At 70.2% G+C, this 25,336-nt stretch carries 11 protein-coding genes; 9 read left to right on the top strand and 2 right to left on the bottom strand.

Translation table 11 applies throughout. The annotated features are described in order from the left end of the window. Nucleotides 1-233: 233 nt before the first annotated feature. A complete protein-coding gene (locus GA0070616_RS11690; RefSeq protein WP_091090522.1) occupies nucleotides 234-1,457 on the top strand; it encodes a phthiocerol/phthiodiolone dimycocerosyl transferase family protein in 1,224 nt (407 codons plus the stop codon). A gap of 99 nt (nucleotides 1,458-1,556) precedes the next feature. Further along, nucleotides 1,557-2,237 (top strand): dTDP-4-dehydrorhamnose 3,5-epimerase family protein, encoded by a 681-nt coding sequence (locus GA0070616_RS11685; RefSeq protein WP_091080801.1) that lies wholly within the window; start codon nucleotides 1,557-1,559, stop codon nucleotides 2,235-2,237. Between the two features lie 78 nt (nucleotides 2,238-2,315). Here GA0070616_RS11685 and GA0070616_RS11680 read toward each other — a convergent pair whose 3' ends face one another. Together GA0070616_RS11680 and GA0070616_RS11675 are read right to left on the bottom strand one after the other, a co-directional pair. Next, on the bottom strand, nucleotides 2,316-2,510 hold the full coding sequence (locus tag GA0070616_RS11680; protein ID WP_175440051.1) for a ferredoxin: 195 nt from the start codon (nucleotides 2,508-2,510) through the stop codon (nucleotides 2,316-2,318). Beyond that, nucleotides 2,507-3,703 (bottom strand): cytochrome P450, encoded by a 1,197-nt coding sequence (locus GA0070616_RS11675; RefSeq protein WP_091080797.1) that lies wholly within the window; start codon nucleotides 3,701-3,703, stop codon nucleotides 2,507-2,509. The genes GA0070616_RS11680 and GA0070616_RS11675 overlap by 4 nt, the downstream gene beginning before the upstream one ends. A 545-nt stretch (nucleotides 3,704-4,248) precedes the next feature. Here GA0070616_RS11675 and GA0070616_RS11670 point away from each other — a divergent pair. The 7 genes from GA0070616_RS11670 to GA0070616_RS11640 all read left to right on the top strand — a co-directional run bounded on the left by GA0070616_RS11670 (nucleotide 4,249) and on the right by GA0070616_RS11640 (nucleotide 25,304). Further along, on the top strand, nucleotides 4,249-5,517 hold the full coding sequence (locus GA0070616_RS11670) for a cytochrome P450 family protein (protein ID WP_091080794.1): 1,269 nt from the start codon (nucleotides 4,249-4,251) through the stop codon (nucleotides 5,515-5,517). Nucleotides 5,518-5,750: 233 nt separating this feature from the next. Beyond that, nucleotides 5,751-6,080 carry a Rieske (2Fe-2S) protein gene (locus GA0070616_RS11665; RefSeq protein ID WP_091080790.1) on the top strand — a complete coding sequence of 110 codons (330 nt, stop codon included), beginning with the start codon at nucleotides 5,751-5,753 and terminating at the stop codon, nucleotides 6,078-6,080. Between the two features lie 234 nt (nucleotides 6,081-6,314). After that, nucleotides 6,315-7,298, top strand: coding sequence for a Gfo/Idh/MocA family protein (locus tag GA0070616_RS11660; protein ID WP_091080786.1), 984 nt, complete (start codon nucleotides 6,315-6,317; stop codon nucleotides 7,296-7,298). Continuing rightward, nucleotides 7,295-8,257 (top strand): Gfo/Idh/MocA family protein, encoded by a 963-nt coding sequence (locus GA0070616_RS11655; RefSeq protein WP_091080781.1) that lies wholly within the window; start codon nucleotides 7,295-7,297, stop codon nucleotides 8,255-8,257. The genes GA0070616_RS11660 and GA0070616_RS11655 overlap by 4 nt, the downstream gene beginning before the upstream one ends. Before the next feature lie 132 nt (nucleotides 8,258-8,389). Beyond that, a complete protein-coding gene (locus GA0070616_RS11650; RefSeq protein WP_245712732.1) occupies nucleotides 8,390-8,608 on the top strand; it encodes a DUF5988 family protein in 219 nt (72 codons plus the stop codon). A 42-nt stretch (nucleotides 8,609-8,650) separates the two neighbouring features. Next, nucleotides 8,651-9,844 (top strand): cytochrome P450, encoded by a 1,194-nt coding sequence (locus GA0070616_RS11645; protein ID WP_091080777.1) that lies wholly within the window; start codon nucleotides 8,651-8,653, stop codon nucleotides 9,842-9,844. A 40-nt stretch (nucleotides 9,845-9,884) separates the two neighbouring features. After that, nucleotides 9,885-25,304 carry a type I polyketide synthase gene (locus GA0070616_RS11640; RefSeq protein ID WP_091080774.1) on the top strand — a complete coding sequence of 5,140 codons (15,420 nt, stop codon included), beginning with the start codon at nucleotides 9,885-9,887 and terminating at the stop codon, nucleotides 25,302-25,304. Nucleotides 25,305-25,336: the final 32 nt, after the last annotated feature.

Raw genomic sequence — 25,336 nt, 5'->3', positions numbered from 1 at the left:
TCCGTCGGTGATCGGTTGGCCGCCGTCAATCCTTGCGCTCGTCCGCGGGTCCGGCGGCGGCTGCCGACGGACTGCTGGTACGACAGTGAACGTCCTGAGCAGTAGGAAACGACTACCCACGTTGATGATGGCCCCGGCGAGCGGCGTGAGTGAACCTGATCACGCTCGAATCGCAGTTCACCTGGCAGCTTCACGGCATCGCCGGGCACCATGCGCTGACTGGAGGCCAGTTCGTGACACGAGATGGGATTTGGCGTGCGCTCGCACCCTCCGAGAGGGTCCATGCCGCCAAAGAGGCCTACATCGGCTATACGGTCCACACCACCGGTCGACTGGACCTGGCCGCCCTGGCGACTGCCTACGCGGCCGTGTCGCGCGCCTATCCCCAGCTCGCGGCCCGGTTGGTCGCAAGTGATCATGGGCCCGTCTTCGCGGAGGCCGACGCACCCGCGAAGATCCACACCTGCGACGGGGACCTCGCCCGTCCGTTGACCGGCGTTGAGCTGGATCAGCACCGCGCGTTGAGCGCGCTCAACGTCGTGCGCGATGGCGACGACGCCACCGTGTGCCTGCTGACCCATCACAGCATCGCCGACGCTCACCATTCCATCGAGGTGCTCGTCGCGTTGTGGTCCTGCTACACCGATGCCGTCCAGGGCGCGCCCGTCGACCTGCCCCGCCACCCGTACCCGAGGTCACTGGAAGACCTGCTCGCCGAGCGTGGAATCCGCAGTGCCGCGCCCGGCGCCGAACCCGCCCCACAGCCGTTGGCGCAGCCAAACCAGCCGGTGGTGACCGCTCGGAACACCCCCGACCAGCACGTCATCCAACATCGCCTGACGGCAGCACAGACGAGTGCCCTCGTGGAACTCGGTCACCGCGAGAACGTGACGATCAACGGTCTGCTGGCGGGCGTCCTGCTCCTCGTCGAGGCCGAGATTCGCGACCTGCCGTTGACCGAACTCGTCTACCGATTCACGGTCAACCTGCGCAGTCACCTCACTCCTCCGGTCGGTCCGACCGAGGGTACGAACGTGCTGGGAGGTGCCGGGTTCACGGCCGCCGGCGACCTCAAACCCGATGCGGTCGCACTCGGCCGAGCGATCGGTGAACGGCTGCGAGAGGGACTGGCCGACGGGTCGATCCAGCGTAGCCTTCTGGACCTGCTCAGCCAGGCCCGGCCCGGCGCGAAACCGTGGGATCCGAGCACCGCTCCCGCCGTGGTGAGCATGATGAACTGGGGCGCGGTGCCGCCGATGCGTACGCCGCACGATCTGCGTCTGACGAACTTCCACTCCGCGCCCAGCATCAGAGAAACCACGGCCATGGGCGGCTACGTGGTGAACACCTTCGACGGACGGATCGGCATAGACCTGACGTGGCCCGAGGGGGATCCGGAACTGCCGGCACGCCTCGACAGCCTGCGGGACAGGTTGAGCCGCCTCACGCTGCAGTAGACCACTCGATCCGCGAGCCGGCCAGGCCGCGGCGGCCCCATTGGACTGCGAATGAGCAACGTTCCTGGTACGAGTAGTGCCGCCCTGACCATCGGCAGCATGACCGTACGCCCACTGGACATCAGCGGGGCATTTCTCCTCTCGTCACGGTCGTTCACCGATGAACGTGGTGCCTTCTTCGAGGTCTACCGCGAAGACCTGTTGACCGAGGTGCTCGGGTACGCGCCGAAGATCCTCCAGACCAACTACTCGACCTCGCACTCCAACGTCCTGCGCGGCATTCACGGGGCGAGCGTCCCGCCTGGCCTGGCCAAACTTGTCACCTGCGTACGAGGGTTGATGCTCGACTTCGTCATCGACATCAGGACGGGCTCACCGACCTTCGGAAAATGGGACATGATCGTCCTGAACGGCCACGGCGCCTCCTCGGTCTACGTGGAGGAAGGGCTCGGGCACGCCTTTGTCGCGCTGGTGGACGACACCTGCGTCCAGTACCAACTGTCCGAGCTCTACCGGCCGCAGGAGGTCGTCACCGTGCATCCGCTCGATCCCGAGATCGGATTGCCGCTCCGGTTGCCGACCGCGCCTCTCATGTCCGATCGCGACGCTGCCGCGCCGACCCTCCGCGAGGCTGCGGAGCTGGGCCTGCTGCCGAGCTACGAAGCCTGCATGGCGCTTCGCGCCACCCGCACAGAGCTGACCGACGGCTCCGGTGCGTCCGCTCGGGACGCGAGCCGCCGGTCAGCAGTGATGCGGGCGCGGGCAGCGGCCCACACGTAGTCGGAGTGGGTCCCGCTGGACCGGATGCCCCCTGCCCCACGCACGTCCGGACATGCCGGTCGAGGAAGACCACGGACCTCAGCGGTCGACCCGCAGCGCCCCGGAGGGGCAGGCGGCGATCGCCGTGAGTACGGCTTCCTCCTGGTCAGGGTCGGGGTTTGACCTCAGAACCAGCACGATGCCGTCGTCGTCGCTCTGATCGAACATCTCGGGTAGGCGCAGCACGCACAGGCCCGAGCCGATGCAGACACTCCGGTCGGCGCGCACCCTCATGACGCGTCCCAGGCGATCGGCAACGCGTGCACGCCATAGGTGATCATGTCGTTGCGCAGCGGCACGTCGTCGGGTGGTACGGCGAGTCGGACGTTGGGAAGGCGGCGCAGCAGCTCGGTGTAGGCGACGGTCATCTCGATCCGCGCCAACTGCTGGCCGAGGCACTGGTGCACACCGTGGCCGAACGCCAGGTGCGAGTTCCGTTCGCGGGTCACGTCCAGCGACTCCGGCTCCGTCCAGTGCCGCCTGTCCCGGTTCGCGGCCAACAGGGAGATCACCACGGTCGCTCCGGCCGGGATGTGTTCTCCGCCAAGTTCCAGGTCCTGTGTGGCGAAACGGAAGAGCCCGGTGCTGACCACGGTCAGGTAGCGCAGCAACTCCTCGACGGCAGCACCGGTCCGAGCCGGTTCGTCACGCAGCACGGCAAGCTGCTCGGGTCGCTGTAGCAGCACGAACATGCCCAGCCCAAGCATGCTCGCGGTGGTGTCGAGACCAGCGAGGAGCAGCAGGTTGGCGATACCGACCAGCTCGTCGTCGGTCAACGCGGGATCGGCGCCCGCGTGGTGGACCAGGCCAGAGATCATGTCGTCCGTGGGATTCCTCCGCTTGTCCGCCACCAGCCGCTGCATGAACTCGCGCTGGGCTTCGGAGTTCTCCACCGCCTGCTTGACCGGCTGGTCCGTACGCAGCAGGTCCGACGCACGCTGCTGGAACTCCTTCCGGTCCTCGTAGCGCACCCCGAGCAACTCGCAGATCACCAGCGAGGGCACCGCCACCGTGAATGCGGGAACAAGGTCGGCGCTGTTTCCCGCCGCCAACATCGCGTCCAGCCGCTCGGTGACGATCTGTTCGATTCGCGTGGTGAGACCACGCATCCTCCGCACAGTGAACTGACCGGTGAGCAACTTGCGGTAGCGAGTGTGCTCCGGCGGGTCCATGTTGATGAACGACCCGGCCCGCGCCTTGTCGTTCCGTAGCTGCTCACCGAGCTGCTCGGGCAGGTTCTTGAAACGGGGGTGGTAGCGAAACCGGTCGGCTGAGAAACGGGGGTCCGCGAGCACCGCCCGGGCCTCGTCATACCCGCACACGAGCCAGAACGGTTCGCCTCCAGGCAGTGTCGACCTACCAACAGGGCTCCGCTCGGCCAGTTCGGCCAGTGCGGGCGGCAGCACGAACGGGTTGTCACGCTGCATGAGCTCTCGGGGAATTGGCGCCTTCAGCGACTCGTCAGCGGGCGGAACTTTCGTCGTCTCAGTCGTCACCGCAGAGCCTCCTTCTGTTGTTCGGCAGATCAACGACTCAATTTCCGCCGATCACCAGGAATCGATTGTGGCGGCCAGCCGCCGGTCGTGTTCCCATGCACGCCTTCGGTACGGCTCATATCGCCGCAGCCGCGCCGGCCGGCTGATCGGCCGATTTCTGATGATCAATCGGCCGCCTGGTGGAGGTCTGGACCGCGCGACCGGCGACGGTGCCGGCGAGCGCGGTTCAGGACGACCTTGCCGATCAACAGCAACCTGCACGCGGGGAGAATAGGACAAGCACCGCCGGCCACGCATCCCTCGATCTGATAGTGGCATGCGGCTGGCCGCTGACAGGCGCTGGGCGCTACCCACACCTATCAGGTTGGGGGATGCTCAATCCACGGCCCCCTACCTATCGTTGCCGAAACGGTGCCGAATTGCGCCCGTCCCCAGTCAATCGATCACAGGCTCTTTCGACACGAAGGGAGGGGTTCATGACCACCACTGCCGAGACACCGGCCGAAACGGTCGACCTGTTCTCACCAGAAGTGGTCGCCGACCCGTTCGGCTGGTACGCGCGGTTGCGCGAGGAAACTGGGCCGAACACCGGGACCCTGAACATCGGCACCATGATGGGCGGGCCCGAGATGTGGCTCGTCACCCGTTACGAGGACGTACGCCAGGTCCTCACCGACCCGCGGTTCCTGACCAACCCGCCGGCCGACTCGACCATCGCCGACATCCGCGACGGTGTGTTCAAGCGACTGGACTTCCCGCCGGACCTGATCCCGTGGATGGCCAACCTCCTCAACGTCTCCGACGGCGAGGACCACACCCGGCTGCGCAAGCTGGTCTCGTACGCGCTGACCGCGCACCGCATCAACAAGCTGCGCCCCCGGGTCGAGAAGATCACCGCGGATCTGCTCGACAAGCTGGCCGAGGACGGCAAAGACGGCGCGCCGGTCGACCTCGTCGAGGAGTACTGCTACCCGCTGCCGGTCGCCGTGATCTGCGACCTGGTCGGCATCGACGAGCCTGACCGGCCGCACTGGCGTGCGTGGGGCGACTCGATGGCCACGATGGACGGCGAGCGGATTCCGACCACCCTCCTCAAGTGCATCGACCTCGCCCGGGAACTGATCGAGAAGAGGCGCGCCGAGCCCCAGGACGACCTCGTCACCGCGCTCGTCCAGGCGCAGGCCGAGGATCCGAGCCGGGTCTCCGACGACGAGATCATCGGCATCCTGTTCAGTCTGGTCACCGCCGGCCACCAGACCACGACGTACCTGATCGGCAATTCGGTCATCATCCTGCTCGAAAACCCGGACCAACTCGCCCGGCTCAAGGAGAACCCGTCGATGTGGCCGCAGGCGGTGCGCGAACTGCAGCGCCTGGGCCCGATCCAGTTCGCGCAGCCGAGGTTCCCCTCGGAGGACATCGAACTGGGCGGCGTGACGATCCCCAGAGGCGCACCGGTGGCACCGCTGCTGCTGGCCGCGAACACCGACCCACGCAAGTTCCCCGACCCCAACAAGCTGGTCATCGACCGGCTCGCCGTCGGCAGCGAGAGCCACCTCGGCTTCGGCAAGGGTATCCACCGCTGCCTCGGTCAGCACCTCGCGTACCAGGAGGCAGAGGTCGCGCTACAGGGATTGTTCACTCGATTCCCGGACCTTTCCCTCGCCGTGCCACGCGAGGAGATCCCATGGATCCTGCGCCCCGGCTTCACCCGGACCAGGACCCTCCCCCTGAAACTCGTCTGAACGTCTCCGGCACCTGACGCTGCGCTCCACGGGTGAACCTCTGAAGGGAGCCTCAGCCGGCCGATCACGTCGAGAAGAGAGCGCGGCGGGACGAGCACCCGCGGTGCAGGTCCTGGCGGCTCGGGTACCCGAGCCGCCAGGACCTACGCCACCCGACGTCCGTCCGGTGCGAGGGCCGACGTACCGACGATCCGGAGCACACCGTTGTTATCGAGAGAAAGAGGTCCACCCGGATGCACACGACGAACTGGATCAAGGCTGGTTCGCTGTCCGAACTCGACGATGAGGTTCCGCTTGCCGTCGAGGTTGGTGGCGTCCCCGTCGTGCTCGTGCGCGACGCTGACAAGGTGCACGCTCTGCGAGACGAGTGCACGCACGCGAGGGTGGCGCTGTCGCAGGGCAAGGTCGCCGACGGCGAAATTGAATGTGCGGCACACGGGGCATGTTTCAACCTGCGCACCGGAGCACCTGCCGCCGCGCCCGCCGTCAAGCCCGTGGACGTTTATCCGGTGCGTATCGAAGGTGACGACGTATTCGTCGACATCGACAGAATGGTAAGCTGACCGTTCTTCTGGCGATGTCACTTCAGCGTTCTCGTACGTTTCCCCAATGCCTTCGTCTGTCGGCCTCCCGGGTGCGTGCACTCAAATCGCAGTCCGCCCCCGTGAGTAGTGGCCCGCCGAACTACCCACGTTGGTTATGGCCCCTGACGGGCGGGTCGGCGAATCTGATCAGGCGATGAACATCCGCCCCGGTGAGTCCTTGGTCCGGCATTTCAAGAAGGGCTGGATATGCCCATGCGGCAGCTAGAGGTGGCTCTGATCGGTGCGGGACTGATAGCCCGATTCCATCTCGACGCGTGGATCGGCGCGGGAGCGGCTGTCCGAATCTATTCTGACGACGGCCGTTCCGCCGACCTGGCGCGCGAGTTCGGGGTGACGGCTGTCGGATCCCTGGCCGAGGCACTCGACGGTGCGGATGTCGTGGACATCTGCACCCCGACCGGCACCCACCGCGAGATCGCGCTCGCAGCCATCGGCAAGGGCGTGGGCGTGGTGTGCGAGAAGCCGTTGGCGGCCACCACCGCGGAGGCCGAGGAGATCGTCGACGCGTCCGAGCGGGCCGGTGTGCGGCTCTACCCCGCCCACGACGTACGGTTCGCCCCGGCGTACGCCAGGCTCCACGAACTGGTGGCGTCCGGTCGGGTGGGCGCGGGCGCGGTCGCCAGGTTCCGTTTCTCCGCGTACCACCCGCGGCCCTGGACGGGGCAGATGTCCGCGCAGTCCGGTGGCATCCTGACTGATCAGATGCTGCACGGCGTCGACCTGGCCTACTGGATCTTCGGCGAGGTCAAGCGGGTGTACGCCTGCTACCAGGGCGACATCGCCACACCGGCCCCCGAGGGGGCGGTGGCGACCGGTACCGCGATCCTCACGCACGCCAACGGCGCGATCAGTCAGGTCGTGAGCCGGTGGACGGCCACCCCGAAGCCACCCGTCCGGGTGACGTTCGACGTTTCGGGCACCGGTGGAACCGTGCGCTACGACTCCGAGTGGCCGCAGGACGTCCGGGTGGCCGACGGTGACGCGGGCAGCTTCGGCTACGCCGGAAAGTCGGTGTTCGCGACCGAGATGCGCGAGTTCGCCCAAGCTTTCGCGGGCGGGCCTGAACCACGCCTGGGGGCCCGTGACGCGTTGGCCGCCGTCCGCATCACCCAAGCCGCAGCGGAGTCCGCGTGGACGGGCCGTGCCGTGGAACTGCCTGTGAAGGGAACCGCATGAGAGTCGCCATCCTGTCCCTCGCGTCCGGGCACGCCGAGACCTACGCTCGGCTGCTGCGTGACCTGCCCGACGTCGAGCTGCTCATCGCCGATCCCGACGGCTCGCCGGACGACCAGGCCCGACATCGAGCCGTCGCCGGAGAACTCGGGGTGCCCCTCGCCACGAACTGGGACGAGCTGCTGGAATGGCGCCCCATCGCCGTCGTGGTCGCCAGCGAGGTCGGCCGCCGCCGGGAACTGGTCGAGCGCATGGCCGAGGCGGAGGCGTTCGTGCTGTGTGAACAGCCGCTGGCCGTCAAGGCACTGGACGTCAAGGCCATGGTGGACACCTGCGACATGTCGGGTGTCCGGCTCACGCTCGTGTCCCCGGCCTGCTACAGCGAGGCGTTCGCCGCAGTACGCCGAGGAATCACCGACGGTGTCATCGGCACGCTGACGACCATCCACGGCTCGTACAACACCCAGCCGGCGGCTGACGTGGACGGCGGCGCGCTGGGCGCCAACGCCCCGTACCTGCTCGACCTGGTGGACATGGTGCTCGACGGGGAGCCCGCGACACAGGTGTACGCACAGGTGAACAACGTGCTCAGCGACCGGTCGGGTCCGGAGGGCGCGGCAGTGCTCACCGTCACGTACCGCAGCGGCGTGGTCGCCTCGTTCGACTGCAGTTGGAGCCGGTCGCCGGCGGGCGGGCCGGCCGTCACCTTCGTCGGTGACAAGGCGAGCGTGGAGTACGACGCCGCCCCTCGGCTGCTCGACGGGTACGACGCCGCCACCGGCGGTGCCCGGTGGGAAGCAGGTGGGGAGGACCCGAACCCGGCGATGCTCGCGGATTTCCTCGGCACGATCGAGACCGGTGAGGGAGTCGGCCCGGACGGCCAGACCGCGGTGCGTACGCAGCGGATCATCCAGGCCGCCTACGAATCGGTGCACACCGGCCAGCCCGTCGATGTCGGTTGACGACGCCGGCCACGGCAGGGAGCAGCTGACGACCTGACCGGTCGGATCTCGCGGTAGCAGCGCCAAAGACGTCGCGGCGGTCATCGCGTGCCCGGATCTCGGGCGGAATTCACCCCGTGAGAGTGGGAGATCATGATGAGTGTCACGCAGGTGAAGGTCATTCTCAGCGGTGGGCCGATCGATCTGTCGACGCCGCACCGCAGTGTCCCGGCAGCGGAATTGGGGCAGACGCTCAAGGTTCGACACGGAGCCGGCTACGAACACTTCGTCCACGACGGTGAATACCAGACGGTGGACGGATGCGAGGCGGCGGTGTTCCGGTGGACCGGCCGTACAAAGATCGCCGAATAGAGGCCGCTCACCCGCACACCATTCCTGAGTGAGAGGTGCTCCATGACCGACGCCATTTCCTTCGAGGAACCGTGGGCGCGAACCGACAAGTTCGATCCGCCCGCGGTGTTCGACGCGCTGCGCGAACAGCGTCCGCTCGCGAAGATGCTCTATCCCGACGGGCATGTCGGCTGGATCGTCTCCAGCTACGAGTTGGTGCGCGAGGTGCTCAGCGACCCGCGGTTCAGCCACAGCTGCGAGGTCGGCCACTTCCCGGTGACGCACCAGGGCCAGGTGATCCCGACCCACCCGCTGATCCCCGGCATGTTCATCCACATGGACCCACCGGAGCACACCCGTTACCGTCGGCTGCTGACGGGGGAGTTCACCGTCCGCCGGACGAGCCGGCTGAGTGCGCACGTCGAGGCGGTGGCCGCCGAGCAGATCGAGGTCATGCGGGAGCACGGGGCTCCGGCGGACCTGGTCAAGACCTTCGCCAAACCGCTCGTGTTGAGGGTGCTGTCCCAGCTGGTCGGCCTGCCGTACGCGGAGCGGGACCGCTACCTCAACGCGATCACCCTCCTGCACGACGCGGAGGCGGACGCGGCGGAGGCCGCCGCCGCCTACGAGAAGGCTGGGGCGTTCTTCGACGAGGTCATCGAGAGACGACGCCGGCAGCCCGAGGACGACCTCATCAGCGCCCTGGTCGCCAATGAGGAACTGACCGGGGAAGAACTGCGCAACATCGTCACCCTGCTGCTGTTCGCCGGCTACGAGACCACCGAGAGCGCACTGGCCGTCGGCACGTTCGCGCTGCTGCACCACGAGGACCAACTGGCGAGGCTCCGTGCGGATCCGGCGAAGCTCGACGCCGCGATCGAGGAACTCCTCCGGTACCTCACCGTCAACCAGTACCACACGTACCGCACCGCGATGGAGGACCTCAAGCTCAACGACGAGCTGATCAAGAAGGGGGACACCGTCACGGTGTCGCTGCCGGCAGCCAACCGCGACCCGGCGAAGTTCGCCTGCCCCGCGACGCTGGACATCGACCGCGACACCTCGGGGCACGTGGCCTTCGGGTTCGGCGTCCACCAGTGCCTCGGCCAGAACCTGGCCCGGGTCGAGCTGCGTATCGGCCTGTCGGCGCTCCTGCAGGCGTTTCCCGACCTGTGTCTGGCAGTCCCCGCCGACGAGGTGCCGCTGCGCCTGCAGGGATCCGTCTTCGCAGTGAAGAACCTGCCCGTCAGCTGGTGAGCGTTCTTCGCGCTTAGTCCTCGAAAGGATCTGCCACACCGTGCGAACAGATCTCATCAAGCCGCTGCCCGTCGCACTGCAGGAGAATGCGGCCCGCTTCGCCGGCAAGGTGGCTTTCGAGGACGACCGGCGGGCGGTGACCTACACCGACCTCGAGGCGCGGACGCGTAGGCTCGCCGGCCACCTGGCTGGTCTGGGCGTCCGGCACGGCGACCGGGTGGCCATCTGGCTGGGCCAGTCGGTCGCCACCGTGGAGAGCTACCTCGCGATCCTTCGCGCGGGTGGCATCGGGGTGCCGCTCAACCCCGCCGCGGCCCAGGCCGAGTTGGAGTACCTGCTGTCCGACAGCGGCGCCCTGGTGGTCGTCACCGATGCCACGCGGGCTGAGCGGCTCCGGTCCGCGCAGCATCTCACGCTGCTGGTGACGGGCGACGTACCAGCGGGAGCGCACTCGTACGACGAACTCGCCGTCACCGAACCGGACCATCCGGCCCGCGACGACCTCGGCCTCGACGACGTGGCCTGGATGTTCTACACGTCGGGTACGACCGGCCGGCCCAAGGGCGTCCTCTCCACGCAGCGCAACTGCCTGTGGTCCGTCGCCTCCTGCTACGTACCGATTCCAGGGCTGACGGAGCAGGACCGGGTGCTCTGGCCGCTGCCGCTGTTCCACAGCCTCTCGCACATCGCCTGCATCCTGTCCGTGACCGTGGCCGGCGCGACCGCCCGGATCATGGACGGCAGTTCCGCGCAGGACGTGATCCGCGCGCTTCGGGAAGAGGAGTCGACCTTCCTCGCCGGCGTGCCCACCACGTACCAACACCTGGTCACCGCCGCCAGGCAGCACGGTCTTACCGCACCCGGCCTGCGGATCGGCCTGGCCGGAGGGGCGGTCCTCGGCGCCGGGCTGCGCCGGGAGTTCGAGGAGACCTTCGGGGTCCCCCTGGTCGACGCCTACGGCAGCACCGAGACGTGCGGAGCCATCACCATCAACCCGCCGGACGGTCTGCGGGTCGACGGGTCCTGTGGCCTGCCCGTGCCGGGCGTCGGCGTCCGCATCGTCGACCCCTCGACCGGGCTCGACCTTCCCGTCGGCACCGAGGGGGAGGTGTGGGTCAAGGGACCGAACGTGATGGTCGGCTACCACGACAGCCCGGAGGCAACGGCCGAGGCGATGCGGGACGGCTGGTTCCGGACGGGGGACCTGGCCCGGTGTGACGACAACGGTTACTTCACCATCTGCGGCCGGATGAAGGACCTGGTGATCCGCGGTGGCGAGAACGTCCATCCCACCGAGGTCGAAGCGGTGCTGCGGACCGTTCCGGGTGTCGCCGACGTGGCGGTGGCCGGCGTGCCGCACCAGACGCTCGGCGAGGTGCCTGTCGCGTACGTGATCCCCGGTCCGGACGGTTTCGACGTTGCAGAACTGCTGACCCGGTGCCGTGAGCAGCTCTCCGTCTACAAGGTGCCGGAGCAGGTCCACGAGGTCGCGAGCATCCCCCGCACCGCGTCGGGCAAGATCCAGCGGGGTCTCCTCGCCGATGAGCCCGGCCGGTTGGTGTACGCGGCGACCGAGCACCACGACACGTCGACGGGCGTGGCCGAGCCCGACACCGCCGTTGCGGCGGCCATCCGAAACCGACTCCTCGACCTGGATGAACGCGCGCAACTGGCACTGCTGGAGGACCTGGTCCGGACGAGGGCGGCGGCCGTGCTGCACCTGCCCGGACCCGATCGCGTCCCGGCCGACCGCGCGTTTCGCGACCTGGGCTTCACCTCGGCGGCCATCGTCGAACTGCGTGACCGGCTGACGGCCGGTACGGGGCTGCGCCTGCCGACCAGCGTGGTCTTCGACCATCCCACCCCGCTGGCGCTGGCGGCCTGCCTGCGGGCCGAGATCCTCGGCTTGGCCCAGTCGACTGTCGAGCCGGTTCCGGTGGCCGAACCCGACGAACCGATCGCCATCGTGGGCATGGCCTGCCGGCTGCCCGGTGGTGTGGCGGGCCCGGAGGATCTGTGGAACCTGGTGGTCACCGGGGGCGACGCCGTCTCCGCCTTTCCCGACGACCGGGGCTGGGACCTTGACCGGCTGTTCGATCCCGACCCCGACCGCGCGGGTACCTCCTACACGGACCGGGGCGGCTTCCTGCGCGGGGCCGGACTCTTCGACGCGGAGTTCTTCGGTATCTCGCCGCGCGAGGCGCTGGCCATGGACCCACAGCAGCGGCTGCTGCTCGAAACCTCCTGGGAGGCGCTGGAGCAGGCGGGCATCGACGCCCTGTCGCTGAAAGGCGCCGACGTCGGTGTGTACGCCGGCACCTTCGGCCACGGCTACGGAGCCGGCGTCGATGTGCCGGAGATGGAGGGCTTCGCCACCACCGGGTCGGCCGCCAGCGTGGCGTCCGGGCGGGTGTCCTACGTCTTCGGCTTCGAAGGTCCGGCAGTCACCGTGGACACGGCGTGTTCGTCATCGTTGGTGGCGGTGCACCTGGCCGCTCAGGCGTTGCGACAGGGTGAGTGCTCGCTCGCACTGGCCGGCGGGGCGACGGTGATGGCCACGCCCGGAACCTTCGTGGAGTTCTCCCGGCAGCGGGCGCTCGCTCCCGACGGGCGGTGCAAGGCGTATGCCGCCGCCGCCGACGGCACCGGCTGGGCCGAAGGCGCGGGTGTGGTCGTCCTGGAGCGGCTGTCGGTTGCCCGGGAACGGGGGCACCGGATCCTGGCCGTGCTGCGGGGCAGCGCCGTCAACCAGGACGGTGCGTCGAACGGCCTGACGGCACCGAACGGTCTGGCGCAACAACGGGTCATCCGTCGGGCCCTGGCCGCCGCGCGGCTCTCTCCCCGCGACGTGGACGTTGTGGAGGGGCACGGAACCGGTACCACTCTGGGTGACCCGATCGAGGCGCAGGCGTTGCTGGCGACCTACGGTCAGGACCGGGCCTCGGGGCAGCCGTTGTGGCTGGGGTCGTTGAAGTCGAACATCGGCCACACCCAGGCGGCTGCCGGTGTCGCTGGCGTGATCAAGATGGTGCAGGCGTTGCGGCACGGGATCCTGCCGGCGACGCTGCACGTCGACGCGCCCACTGGCGAGGTGGACTGGTCCACGGGCGAGGTGGAGCTGTTGACGCAGCCGCGCGAGTGGCTTCGCAACGGTCGTCCGCGCCGGGCCGGTGTGTCGTCGTTCGGGGTCAGCGGGACGAACGCCCATGTGATCTTGGAGGAGTCGCCCGAGGAACCGGCTGCCGACGAGGCGCCACCGACGGGTGTGGTGCCGTTGGTGGTGTCGGCGCGGAGCACGGCATCGTTGGCCGGTCAGGCGGGTCGACTGGCCAGCTTCGTCGAGCGTTCCGGGGCGCCGCTGGCTGGTGTGGCCGGGGCGTTGGCGTCGTACCGGGCAGTGCTGGACGAACGAGCCGTGGTCGTGGCCGACTCCGTCGGGGAGGCGCTGACCGCCCTGGGCGCGTTGGCCCGGGGCGAACACGCGGCCGGTGTGGTGACCGGCCGGGGCGGCGTCGCGGGCAAGGTGGTGTGGGTGTTCCCGGGGCAGGGGACCCAGTGGGCCGGCATGGGCCGGGAGCTGCTCGACTCCTCCCCGGTGTTCGCCGAGCGGGTGGCGCAGTGCGCCGCCGCGCTCGAACCGTGGATCGACTGGTCCCTGGTGGACGTGTTGCGCGGTGAGGCCGAGCCGGGCCTGATGGATCGGGTCGACGTCCTGCAGCCGGCGACGTTCGCGGTCATGGTCGGTCTCGCGGCGCTGTGGTCGTCGGTGGGCGTACGGCCCGACGCGGTGGTGGGCCACTCACAGGGCGAGATCGCGGCCGCGTGCGTGGCGGGTGCGATGTCCCTCGACGATGCGGCACGAGTGGTGGCGCTGCGCAGTCAGGCCATCGCCTCGACGTTGTCAGGCCGTGGTGGCATGGCATCCGTCGCCGCGAGCGAGAAAGACACGAGGGCGCACCTGGCGCCGTGGGCGGACCGGGTCGAGGTTGCCGCGGTCAACGGGCCGTCGTCGGTGGTGGTCGCCGGTGAGGCTCGCGCCCTGGACGAGGCACTCGACGCGCTGGAGGGTCGCGGTGTCCGGGTGCGACGGGTGGCGGTGGACTACGCCTCCCACACCCGGCACGTCGAGGACATCCAGGACGTGCTCGCCGAGTCGCTGGCCGGCATCGACGCGCAGGCGCCGGCTGTTCCCTTCTACTCCTCCGCCACCGGCGAGTGGATCCGGGACGCCGGGGTGGTCGACGGCGGCTACTGGTACGGCAACCTGCGCAACCAGGTGCGGTTCGGCCCCGCCGTGGCCGACCTGATCGGTCAGGGCTACGGCGTCTTCCTCGAGGTCAGCGCGCATCCGGTGCTCGTCCAGCCGATCAGTGAGATCGTGAACGACGGCGATGTCGTCGTGCTGGGGACGTTGCGGCGCGACGACGGAGGTCTACGGCGGCTGCTGACCTCGATGGCCGAGCTGTTCGTTCGGGGTGTGGCCGTCGAATGGGCCAGGATGTCGCCGCCCGTCTCCGGTCGGCTGGACCTGCCGACGTACGCCTTCGACCACCAGCACTACTGGCTGCGGTCGACCGGGTCCGCCACGGACGCGCCGTCGCTGGGTCAGGCGGCGGGTGACCACCCGCTGCTGGGCGCGGTCGTCAGCTCGCCGAGTTCGACCGGATTCGCGGCCACCTCGCGGTGGTCGGTGCAGTCGCACCCCTGGCTGGCCGAGCATGTCGTCGGCGATGTCGTCCCGGTCCCGAACGCGGTCCTGGTGGAGTTGGCCATCCGCCTCGGCGACCTGGCCGCCACCCCGGTTCTCGACGAACTGTCCGTCGACGTGCCCGTGGTGCTGCCACGCAGCGGCAGCCGCGACGTGCAGGCCGTCGTCAGCGAGCCCGGTGAGGCGGGGCGACGGTCCGTGGAGTTCTACTCCCGGGCCGCGGAGGCCGCGCTGGACGTGCCGTGGACGCGCCACGCGCACGGCACGCTGGCCCCCGTCGCAGCCACGACGACCTGTCCGCCGGCCGGCGCCGGCGTGGAGATCAGCCTGGACGGCGCAGCCCTTCGTGACGCCGACCGCTACGGGATGCACCCCGCCCTGCTCGACAAGGCCATCCGCACCGTCATCACCGACGACATGGTTCCGTCTGTGTGGACCGGGGTCACCCTGCTGGCGTCGGGCGCCACCGCGCTGCACGTACGGCCGGGCGGGACGTCGGAGCGGGGGACCGGTCTGACGCTGACCGACGCCACGGGACAAGCCGTGATGACGATCGACGCGGTCCTGGGCGTACCCGTCTCCCCCGAACAGGCGGGGATCTCCGGTGCACTGCCCCACGACGCCCTGTTCCGCGTCGAGTGGACCGAGGTGTCGCTCCCGGTCGTGGACCGCGTCGTCGACATCGTGCCCGTCGCAACCGGCGAGGACGTCGCCGCGCTCGCCACGGCGGCTCCCGACGTCCTGCTCTACGAAGCCGTCACCGGTGATCCCCGCGCGTCGGTCAACGCCGCGCTGGCACTGCTCCAGGCCTGGCTCGCGGAACCAGCCCTGGCGGACACCCGACTGGCCGTCGTGACCGGGGACTGCGCCGAACTCGACGCAGCCGCGGTGTGGGGCCTGGTGCGCTCCGCCCAGTCGGAGCACCCGGGCCGGATCCTCCTGACCGACCTCGACGAGGCGTCCCGATCCGCACTGCCGGCGGTGCTGCTCAGCGGCGAGCCGCAGTTGAGGATGCGCGACGGAGTCGCGCAGGTGCCACGCCTGGCACGGGTCTCGCCCGACGTCTGGGGCGAGCGTCGTCCGCTAGACCCGGACGGCACCGTGCTGATCACCGGTGGTACGGGAACACTCGGTGCCGCCACCGCACGGCACCTCGTCACCGCACACGGAGTTCGGCACCTGGTCCTGGTCAGCCGCCGTGGTCAGGCACCCGACCTGCACCGCGAGTTGACCGCCCTGGGGGCCTCCGTCACCGTCTCCGCCTGCGACACGGCAGACCGTGCGCAGCTCAAGGCTGTTGTGGACGCCATCGCGGCCGAGCATCCGCTCACCGCCGTGGTGCACACCGCCGGCGTCCTCGACGACGGGGTGCTCACGGAGTTGAGCCCGGAACGGGTCGACACCGTGCTGCGGCCGAAGGTGGATGCGGCGCTGCACCTGCACGAACTCACCCGGGACCTGGATCTCGCCGCGTTCGTGCTGTTCTCCTCGGCGGCAGGCGTGCTGGGTAACCCCGGGCAGGCCAACTACGCTGCGGCCAACGCCTGCCTGGACGCGATCGCCCGGCAACGTCACCGCCTCGGCCTTCCTGCCGTGTCCCTCGCCTGGGGCTACTGGACCCCGGTCAGCACCATGACCCGACACCTGGGGGTCGCGGACCTGAGCCGTCACAGGCGCATGGGCATGAACGGCCTCTCCGCCACCGAGGGGATGGCGCTCCTGGACGCCACCCTCGGCGCCACCGACACGGTGGTCGCGGCGAAGCTCGACGTGCCCGCCCTGCGGCGGGCAGCGGCCGGCGGTGATCCGGTCCCGCCGCTGTTGAGTGGACTGGCCCCGGCACCGCGACCGACGGCCAGAGCCGTTTCCGGACCCGCACCGATCGCCGAGCGAGTCGCAGGCCTCGCCGAGACCGAGCAGACCGAGGTCGTGCTCGCCCTGGTGCGCCGGCACGCCGCCGAGGTGCTCGGACACGCCGACGCCGACGCCGTCCACCCCGACCGAAGCTTCAAGGCCGCCGGATTCGACTCGCTGACCGCAGTGGAACTACGCAACCGGCTGGCGGCCGCAACCGGGCTGTCCCTCTCCCCGACGATGGTCTTCGACTATCCGAAGCCCACCGCGCTCGCCGGTTACCTCCTCACCAGGCTGCTCGGCGGGACCACGCACCGTCCGGCCGCGTCCGGTGCCCCCGTCAGGACGGCCGACGAGCCGATCGCGATCGTGGCGATGGCGTGCCGCTTTCCAGCGGGCGTGCACAGCCCGGAAGAACTGTGGCGGGTGGTGGCCGACGAGGTCGACGCCGTCACCGAGTTTCCCCGCGACCGCGGCTGGGACACCGAGGGGCTCTACCACGAGGACCCTGACCATGCCGGCACCACCTACGTGCGCCACGGCGCCTTCGTCGACGACGCCGCCGGATTCGACGCCGCGTTCTTCGGCATCTCTCCCAACGAGGCGTTGGCGATGGATCCACAGCAGCGGCTGCTGCTGGAAACCTCGTGGGAGGCGTTCGAACGGGCCGCGATCGACCCGACCACACTGACCGGGCAGGACGTCGGCGTCTTCGTCGGCGTCAACAGTCACGACTACAGCATGCGGACGCAGCAGGCGTCCGGCGTCGAGGGCTTCCGGCTCACCGGGAGTTCGGGCAGCGTCATCTCCGGTCGGGTCGCCTACCACTTCGGCTTCGAGGGCCCCGCCATCACGGTCGACACCGCCTGCTCGTCCTCCCTGGTGGCGCTGCACCTGGCCACGCAGGCGCTGAACCGCGGCGAGTGCACCATGGCGCTGGCCGGTGGCGTGATGGTGATGGGCACCCTCGAGACCTTCGTCGAGTTCTCCCGACAGGGAGGACTGGCGCCGGACGGCCGGTGCAAGGCGTTCGCAGACGGCGCCGACGGCACCGGCTGGTCCGAGGGCGTGGGACTGCTGCTGGTGGAACGGCTGTCGGAGGCCCGTCGCCGAGGCCACCGGGTACTGGCCGTCGTACGCGGATCGGCGGTGAACCAGGATGGTGCCTCGAACGGCCTCACCGCGCCGAACGGACCGTCGCAGCAGCGGGTGATCCGCAGGGCGCTGGCCAACGCCGGCTTGGGCACTTCGGACGTGGACGTCGTGGAGGCACACGGGACCGGCACGACGCTCGGCGATCCGATCGAGGCGCAGGCGCTGCTCGCCACCTACGGCCAGGACCGACCCACCGACCGACCGCTCTGGCTCGGATCGGTGAAGTCGAACATCGGGCACACCCAGGCAGCAGCGGGTGTCGCGGGCGTCATCAAGATGGTCATGGCCATGCGGCACGGCGTCCTTCCCCGGACCCTGCACGTGGACCGTCCGTCGAGCAGGGTGGACTGGTCCTCGGGTGCGGTACGACTGCTGACCGAGGCGTCCGACTGGCCGGACACCGACAGGCCGCGTCGGGCTGCGGTGTCGTCCTTCGGCATCGGCGGCACCAACGCGCACGTCGTTCTCGAAGCGGTCCCCGAACAGCCGGTGGCGACTGCACCGGAGCCGGAGCCGGTCGGCCACCCGGTACCGGTTGCGGTGTCGGCGCGGACGCCCGCCGGGCTGCGTGGTCAGGCAGGTCGACTCGCCCGGTTCCTCGACGAGCGGCACGACGTGGGGCTCTCCGACACGGCCTACGCCCTCGCGACCACCCGCGCCCACCTCGACCACCGCGCGGTCGTCGTCGCGTCCGGTCGGCGACAGGCAGGTGCCGGTCTCGCCGCCGTCGAGCGGGGTGTGGCGGTTCCGACGGTGGTGTCCGGGACCCCGGTCACCGGCAAGCTGGCCATCGTCTTCACCGGTCAGGGCAGCCAATGGGCCGGGATGGGACGCGAACTCGCCGAGACGTTCCCGGTCTTCCACGACGCGTTCACCGCCGCGTGCACCGCCGTCGACCAGCACCTGGAAGGGCACGCCGAGCGCCCGCTACGCGACGTGGTGCACGCGTCCGACGGTGACCTGCTCGACCAGACCATGTACACGCAGGGTGCCCTGTTCGCCCTGGAGACCGCGCTGTTCCGGCTCGTCGAGTCCTGGGGTGTGCGGCCCGACATCCTCGCCGGTCACTCGGTCGGGGAGATCACCGCCGCTCACGTCGCCGGGATGTTGGACCTGTCGCAGGCGGCCAGGCTGGTCGCCACCCGCGGCCGGTTGATGCAGGGCCTACCGGTCGGCGGCGCCATGGTCGCCGTCCAGGCGGCCGAGGCCGACGTCGCGCCCCTGCTCGGCCGAGCGGAAGGTGTGGTCTGCGTAGCGGCGGTGAACGGCCCCGAGTCCGTGGTGCTCTCCGGCGACGAGGCCGCCGTGCTCGCCGTTGCCGCCGAACTGGCGGGCCGAGGCCGCAAGACGAGGCGGCTGCCGGTCAGCCACGCCTTCCACTCGCCGCTGATGGCACCCATGCTCCAGGAGTTCCGCGCCATCGTGGCGGAGCTGTCGTTCCAGCCGGGCAACCTGCCCATCGTCTCGACCCTGACCGGGGACCTCGTCGCGGACGGGCAGCTCGGCACCCCGGACTACTGGGTCGACCAGGCCCGGCACGCGGTCCGGTTCGGCGACGCTGTCACCTCGCTGGCCGGGCACGGCGCGACGACCTTCCTGGAACTGGGCCCCGGCGGGTCCCTCGCCGCAATGGCGCTCACCGTGCTCGGCGCCCCGGAACAGAGTTGCATCGCCGTGCTGCGCAAGGACGGCGCGGAGACCACCGACATCATGACCGCGCTCGCGGGACTGCACGTACGCGGCGTGGCCGTCGACTGGACGAACCTGTTCGGTCCTCGGACCACCACGGTGGGGAACGACCTGCCCACCTATGCGTTCCAGCACCAGCGGTACTGGGTCGAGGCCGACGAGGCCGCCGCGGGTGGCGCGGAGGCGCTCGGTGCCACCAGCGCCGGGCATCCGCTGCTCGGCACCGTGATCGACGTGCCGGGCACCGGTGGTCTCGTGCTCACCGGCCGCCTGTCCCCACACAGCCCCGGCCTGCTCCCCGGGCGGAGCCCCCAGGTTCCGGCCGCCGTACTTGTCGAGATGCTCGTCAGGGCGGGCAACGAGGTCGGTTGTGGCAGCCTCGACCAGCTCGTGGTCGAGGCGCCGCTCACGGTCGCGGAGCACGGACACACCCAGGTGCGGGTGAGCGTGGAAGCTCCTGGCCCGGACGGGCGGCGCGGCGTCGCCGTCCACGGCAGGACCGATGGCGGGCAACCCGGTTCGTGGACCCGCCACGCCCGCGCCGTTCTGGTACCCGGCATGCCGCAGCCTGCTTTCGACCTTCGGGACTGGTCGGGGCCCGAAATCGCCCTTCCGGACGAGTTGGCCGACGAGGCGGCCACGTTCACCCTGCACCCACTGCTCCTCGACGCCGCCCTGCGCGTCCTGACCGGCGACGACCATCGGGACCTTTCCGCCTGCACGAGCCTGGTGGTGTACGCGGAGGGCGCCGCCGCGCTGCGGCTGCGAACGACGCCGACGCGGGACGGCCGGCACCTGCTGGAGATGGCGGACACGTCCGGCGAACCTGTCGCGACCATCGGCCCGGTGACCCTCGACGCTGCCACCGCCGACGCGGTGGAGGCCGGCGTCGAGCCGCAGCAGGTCCCGCTCACCCGCCGCGTGGTGCCGCAGGGCGAATCGGCCGGCGCGTCGATCCTGGACCGGCTGGTGGGGCTGACCGTTACCGAGCAGCTCCGAGTCGTGATGGACCTGGTCAGGGAGAGCACCGCGGCCGTCCTCGGCCACCGGGAGTCGGATGCGTTCGACGAGGGACAGGCCTTCAAGAACCTCGGCTTCGACTCGCTGAGCGCGGTCAGGCTCCGCAACCGACTGCAGGACTTCACCGGCGTGAGCCTGGCCAGCACCCTGGTCTTCGACTACCCGACGCCCGCCATCCTCGCCGCCCACCTGCGTGACGAACTGCTCGGCGAGCGCCCGGAACTGCCCGCCGCGACGGCCAGGGCCACGCTCTCCGACGAGCCGATCGCGATCGTGGCCATGAGCACCCGGCTACCCGGCGGCGTGGACACTCCCGAGGAACTGTGGAACCTGGTGCTGGAGCGGCGGGACGCCATTGCCGGCTTCCCGGTCGACCGGGGGTGGGACCTCGACGGGCTGTACGACCCCGATCCCGCCAACCCGGGCACGAGCTACACCCGATCGGGTGGGTTCCTGTACGACGCCGCGCAGTTCGACGGCGGGCTGTTCGGGATCTCGCCGCGGGAGGCGCTGGCGATGGATCCACAGCAGCGGTTGTTGCTGGAGACCTCCTGGGAGGCGTTGGAGCGGGCCGGCATCGACCCGCTGTCGCTGCGGGGCAGTGACGTCGGCGTCTTCACCGGAATCGTCCACCACGACTACGTGAGCCGGTTGCGCAAGGTGCCGGACGACGTACACGGCTACCTGATGACCGGCGCGGCGTCCAGCGTGGCGTCCGGTCGCGTGTCGTACGTGTTCGGATTCGAGGGCCCGGCGGTCACCCTCGACACCGCGTGCTCCTCCTCGCTGGTGGCGATGCACCTCGCCGCCCAGGCACTGCGGCAGGGCGAGTGCTCGATGGCGCTGGCGGGTGGCGCGACCGTGATGGCCAGCCCCGAAGCGTTCCTGGAGTTCTCCCGGCAGCGCGGCCTGTCCGCGGACGGCCGTTGTAAGGCATACGCGGACGGCGCGGACGGCACGGGATGGTCCGAAGGCGTCGGGGTCGTCCTGCTGGAACGGCTGTCGGTGGCGCGTGAGCGCGGACACCCGGTGCTGGCCGTGCTGCGGGGCAGCGCGGTGAACCAGGACGGTGCGTCGAACGGTTTGACGGCGCCGAACGGCCCGTCGCAGCAGCGGGTGATCCGCAGCGCGTTGGCGAGTGCCGGCCTGTCACCGAGCGACGTGGACGTCGTGGAGGGGCACGGCACCGGGACGGCGCTGGGCGATCCGATCGAGGCGCAGGCTCTGCTGGCCACGTACGGGCAGGGCCGGGACGCCGAGCGTCCGCTGTGGTTGGGTTCGTTGAAGTCGAACATCGGGCACACCCAGGCGGCTGCGGGAGTGGCCGGCGTGATCAAGATGGTGCAGGCGTTGCGCCACGAGACGCTGCCGGCGACGCTGCACGTGGAGACGCCCACGACCAAGGTCGACTGGTCGACAGGGGCGGTCCGGGTGTTGACCGAGGCGCACGACTGGCCACGGGGCGGCCGTACCCGCCGTGCCGCCGTGTCCTCCTTCGGCGCCAGTGGGACGAACGCGCACGTCATCATCGAGGAAGCGCCCGTCGAGGAGGCCCGCTCCGCCTCGTCGGAAGTACCGCCAACCGGCGTGGTGCCGTTGGTGGTGTCGGCGGGCAGCGGCGGTGCGCTGGCCGGGCAGGCCGGCCGGCTCGTGTCCTTCATCAAGGGCTCCGGCGAGGTGCCGCTCGCCGCGGTCGCCGACGCGTTGCTGTCCGGCCGGGCGATGCTCGGCAAGCGGGCCGTGGTGGTGGCGGGCACCGGCGACGAGGCGCTGGCCGGACTGGCGGCGCTGGCGCGGGGCGAGAGCGCCCCCGCCCTGGTGACCGGCAGCGTGGACGTACCGGGCAAGGTCGTGTGGGTGTTCCCCGGCCAGGGCTGGCAGTGGGTCGGCATGGGCCGGGAGCTGTTGGACACCTCGCCCGTCTTCGCCGCACGGATCGCGGAGTGCTCCGCCGCGTTGGAGCCCTGGATCGACTGGCCCCTGTTGGACGTGCTGCGCGGCGAGACGGCCGCGGAGCTGCTTGAGCGCGTCGACGTGTTGCAGCCGGCGAGCTTCGCGGTGATGGTGGGTCTGGCCGCGGTGTGGGCGTCGGTGGGGGTGCGGCCGGATGCCGTGGTCGGGCACTCGCAGGGTGAGATCGCCGCCGCGTGTGTGGCCGGCGCGCTGTCCCTTGAGGACGCTGCCCGGGTGGCGGCGCTACGCAGCCGGGCCATCGCCGCGAAGCTGTCCGGTCGCGGTGGCATGGCGTCGGTCGCGCTGCCCGAGGACGACACGGTCGCCCGGTTGACGCCCTGGGCGGATCGGATCGAGGTGGCGGCGGTGAACAGCCCTACCTCCGTGGTGATCGCCGGGGATGCCGAGGCGCTCGACGAGGCGTTGGAGTTCCTCTCCGGTCAGGGGGTGCGCGTACGGCGGGTGGCCGTCGACTACGCCTCCCACAGCTGGCACGTGGAAGACATCCGCGACACCCTCGCCGACACGCTGGCCGGGCTCGACGCGCAGGCACCGGTCATTCCGTTCTACTCGACCGTCACCGGGGACTGGATCCGGGACGCCGGCGTCGTCGACGGTGCCTACTGGTACCGGAACCTGCGCAGTCGGGTCGGCTTCGGCCCGGCGGTGACGGACCTGGTCGAGCAGGGGCACGCCGTGTTCGTGGAACTCAGCGCCCACCCGGTGCTGGTGCAACCCATCACAGAGATCACCGACGGTCTGGTGGCGGGGTCGCTGCGGCGGAACGACGGCGGCCTGCCACGGCTGCTGGCCTCGATGGCCGAACTGTTCGTCCGGGGCGTCGCCGTCGACTGGGCCGCCGTCCTGCCGCCGGTGTCGCAACGGGTGGACCTGCCCACCTACGCCTTCGACCACAGGCACTACTGGCTGCACGAGGCCGAGGCGACCACCGGTGCCGCCGACGCGGCTGAGGGGAGAGACTCCGACTTCTGGAACGCGGTCGAGCACGCCAACCTGGACTCCCTCTCCGAACTGCTGGAGATGGCATCGACCGACCAGCGCGAAGCCCTGCACACCGTCGTGCCGGTGCTGGCCGACTGGCGGAGGAAGCGCCGCGAGACGTCGACCGCGGAGAAGCTGCGCTATCAGGTCAGTTGGCAGCCGCTGGACCGGGAAGCCGCCGGGGTACCGGCTGGCCGGTGGCTCGTGGTGGCGCCGTCGGCGCACGGTGACGACGCCCTCCTCGCCGAGTTGGCCGCTCAGGGGCTCGACATGGTCCTGTTGGAGGTCGGCGAGCAGGACCGGTCCCCGGACCGTCTCGCCGAACGGCTGTCCGGCGTCCTGGCGGACCACGACGTGACCGGCGTGCTGTCCCTGCTCGCCCTGGACCCAGGGTCGCAGGGACCGACCGCCGTCGCGGTGACGACGCTCGCGCTCGTGCAGGCCCTGGGCGGCAGCAACACGAGCGCACCGCTCTGGTGCGTGACCCGAGGCGCGGTGAACATCGGTGTCCAGGACGCTGTCACCGCCCCGGCCCAGGCCGCGCTCTGGGGTCTCGGCCGCGCCGTCGCACTGGAGCGACTCGACCGCTGGGGTGGTCTCGTCGACCTGCCCGCGGCGAGCGATCCGCGCACGGTGCAGGGCCTGCTCGGGGTGCTCAACGGCACCGGGGAGGATCAGCTCGCCATCCGGCGGTCGGGCATCTACGGCAGGCGGCTCGTCCGCAAGCCCGTACCGCAGCCCACGGCCGGCAGGCGTTGGCAACCCCACGGCACGGTCCTGGTGACCGGTGGGGCCGAGGGACTCGGCAGGCATGCCTCGGTCTGGCTCGCGCAGGCGGGCGTCGACCGGCTCATCGTCACCGTCACCGCACACGCGTCCGACGACGTGGTGGCGGAACTGCGTGCCGAACTCGCCGGTCTCGACCTGGTCACGGTGGTGGAGTCCGGTGCCGACGCCGACCGGGACGCGATCGCCGCACTGGTGTCCGCGACGGCCCCGGAGCATCCGCTCACGGCAGTGGTCCACGCCGCCGACGTCACGCAGACCAGTTCCGTCGACGACACCAGCGCGCACGACCTCGCGGAGGTCTTCGCGGCCAAGGTGGACACCGCGGTGTGGCTCGACGAACTGTTCGAGGACACACCGCTCGACGCCTTCGTCGTGTTCTCGTCGATCGCCGGTGTCTGGGGCGGGGGTGGCCAGGGTCCGTCCGGTGCCGCGAACGCGGTGCTCGACGCCCTCATCGAACGGCGTCGAGCCCGGGGACTGCGCGCGACGTCGATCGGATGGGGAGCGCTGGACCAGGTCGGCGTGGGCATGGACGAGGCCGCGCTCGCCCAGCTTCGCCGGCGCGGTGTCCTGCCGATGCCGCCCTCGGTCGCGGTGACCGCGATGGTGCAGGCGGTGCGGGACAACGAGAAGTTCGTGGTGGTCGCCGACATGGACTGGGGCTCCTTCATCCCGGCCTTCACCTCGGTCCGCCCCAGCCCGCTGTTCGCGGACCTGCCCGAGGCGCAGGCGGCACTGGCGGCGTCGCAGCCCGACACCGAGAACGGCGACACCGCCGCTTCCCTCGCGGAAACCCTGCGCGGGGTCACGGACAGTGAGCAGAACCGGATCTTGCTCCGGCTGGTCCGGGGACATGCCTCGACGGTCCTCGGCCACGGCAGTGCCGAGGGCATCGGCCCGCGGCAACCGTTCCAGGAGGTCGGCTTCGACTCACTGGCCGCGGTCAACCTCCGCAACAGCCTGCACGTGGCTACCGGGCTACGCCTGCCCGCGACGTTGATCTTCGACTACCCCACGCCGGAGGCGCTGGTGGGTTACCTGCGTGCCGAACTCCTCCGGGAGCCCGAGAACGGCCTGTCGGGGCGGGAGGAGGACCTGCGACGGGTCCTCGCGTCCGTGCCGATCGCCCGGTTCAAGGAGGCGGGCGTGCTGGAGACCCTGCTGGGCCTGGCCGAACCGGACGTCACCCCGCCGGACGAACAGGCTCCCACCGAGGCGGACGACGTGGAACTGATCGACGCACTGGACATCACCGGTCTTGTCCAACGCGCTCTGGGCAAGACGAGCTGACCACCGATGACGAACGAACGTGGAGGACGGGT

This window comes from Micromonospora nigra (genome assembly GCF_900091585.1).
Lineage (GTDB): Bacteria > Actinomycetota > Actinomycetes > Mycobacteriales > Micromonosporaceae > Micromonospora > Micromonospora nigra.
Note: the sequence above shows the minus strand (reverse complement) of the source record. Positions and strands in the feature narration are given on the sequence as shown.

What these genes read in the sequence shown, in the direction of transcription:
- GA0070616_RS11650 (WP_245712732.1), top strand. Translation starts at nt 8,390, where the DNA reads ATGATGAGTGTCACGCAGGTGAAGGTCATTCTCAGCGGTGGGCCGATC.
- GA0070616_RS11670 (WP_091080794.1), top strand. Translation starts at nt 4,249, where the DNA reads ATGACCACCACTGCCGAGACACCGGCCGAAACGGTCGACCTGTTCTCA.
- GA0070616_RS11680 (WP_175440051.1), bottom strand. Translation starts at nt 2,510, where the DNA reads ATGAGGGTGCGCGCCGACCGGAGTGTCTGCATCGGCTCGGGCCTGTGC.
- GA0070616_RS11685 (WP_091080801.1), top strand. Translation starts at nt 1,557, where the DNA reads ATGACCGTACGCCCACTGGACATCAGCGGGGCATTTCTCCTCTCGTCA.
- GA0070616_RS11660 (WP_091080786.1), top strand. Translation starts at nt 6,315, where the DNA reads ATGCGGCAGCTAGAGGTGGCTCTGATCGGTGCGGGACTGATAGCCCGA.
- GA0070616_RS11665 (WP_091080790.1), top strand. Translation starts at nt 5,751, where the DNA reads ATGCACACGACGAACTGGATCAAGGCTGGTTCGCTGTCCGAACTCGAC.
- GA0070616_RS11645 (WP_091080777.1), top strand. Translation starts at nt 8,651, where the DNA reads ATGACCGACGCCATTTCCTTCGAGGAACCGTGGGCGCGAACCGACAAG.
- GA0070616_RS11655 (WP_091080781.1), top strand. Translation starts at nt 7,295, where the DNA reads ATGAGAGTCGCCATCCTGTCCCTCGCGTCCGGGCACGCCGAGACCTAC.
- GA0070616_RS11675 (WP_091080797.1), bottom strand. Translation starts at nt 3,703, where the DNA reads ATGCAGCGTGACAACCCGTTCGTGCTGCCGCCCGCACTGGCCGAACTG.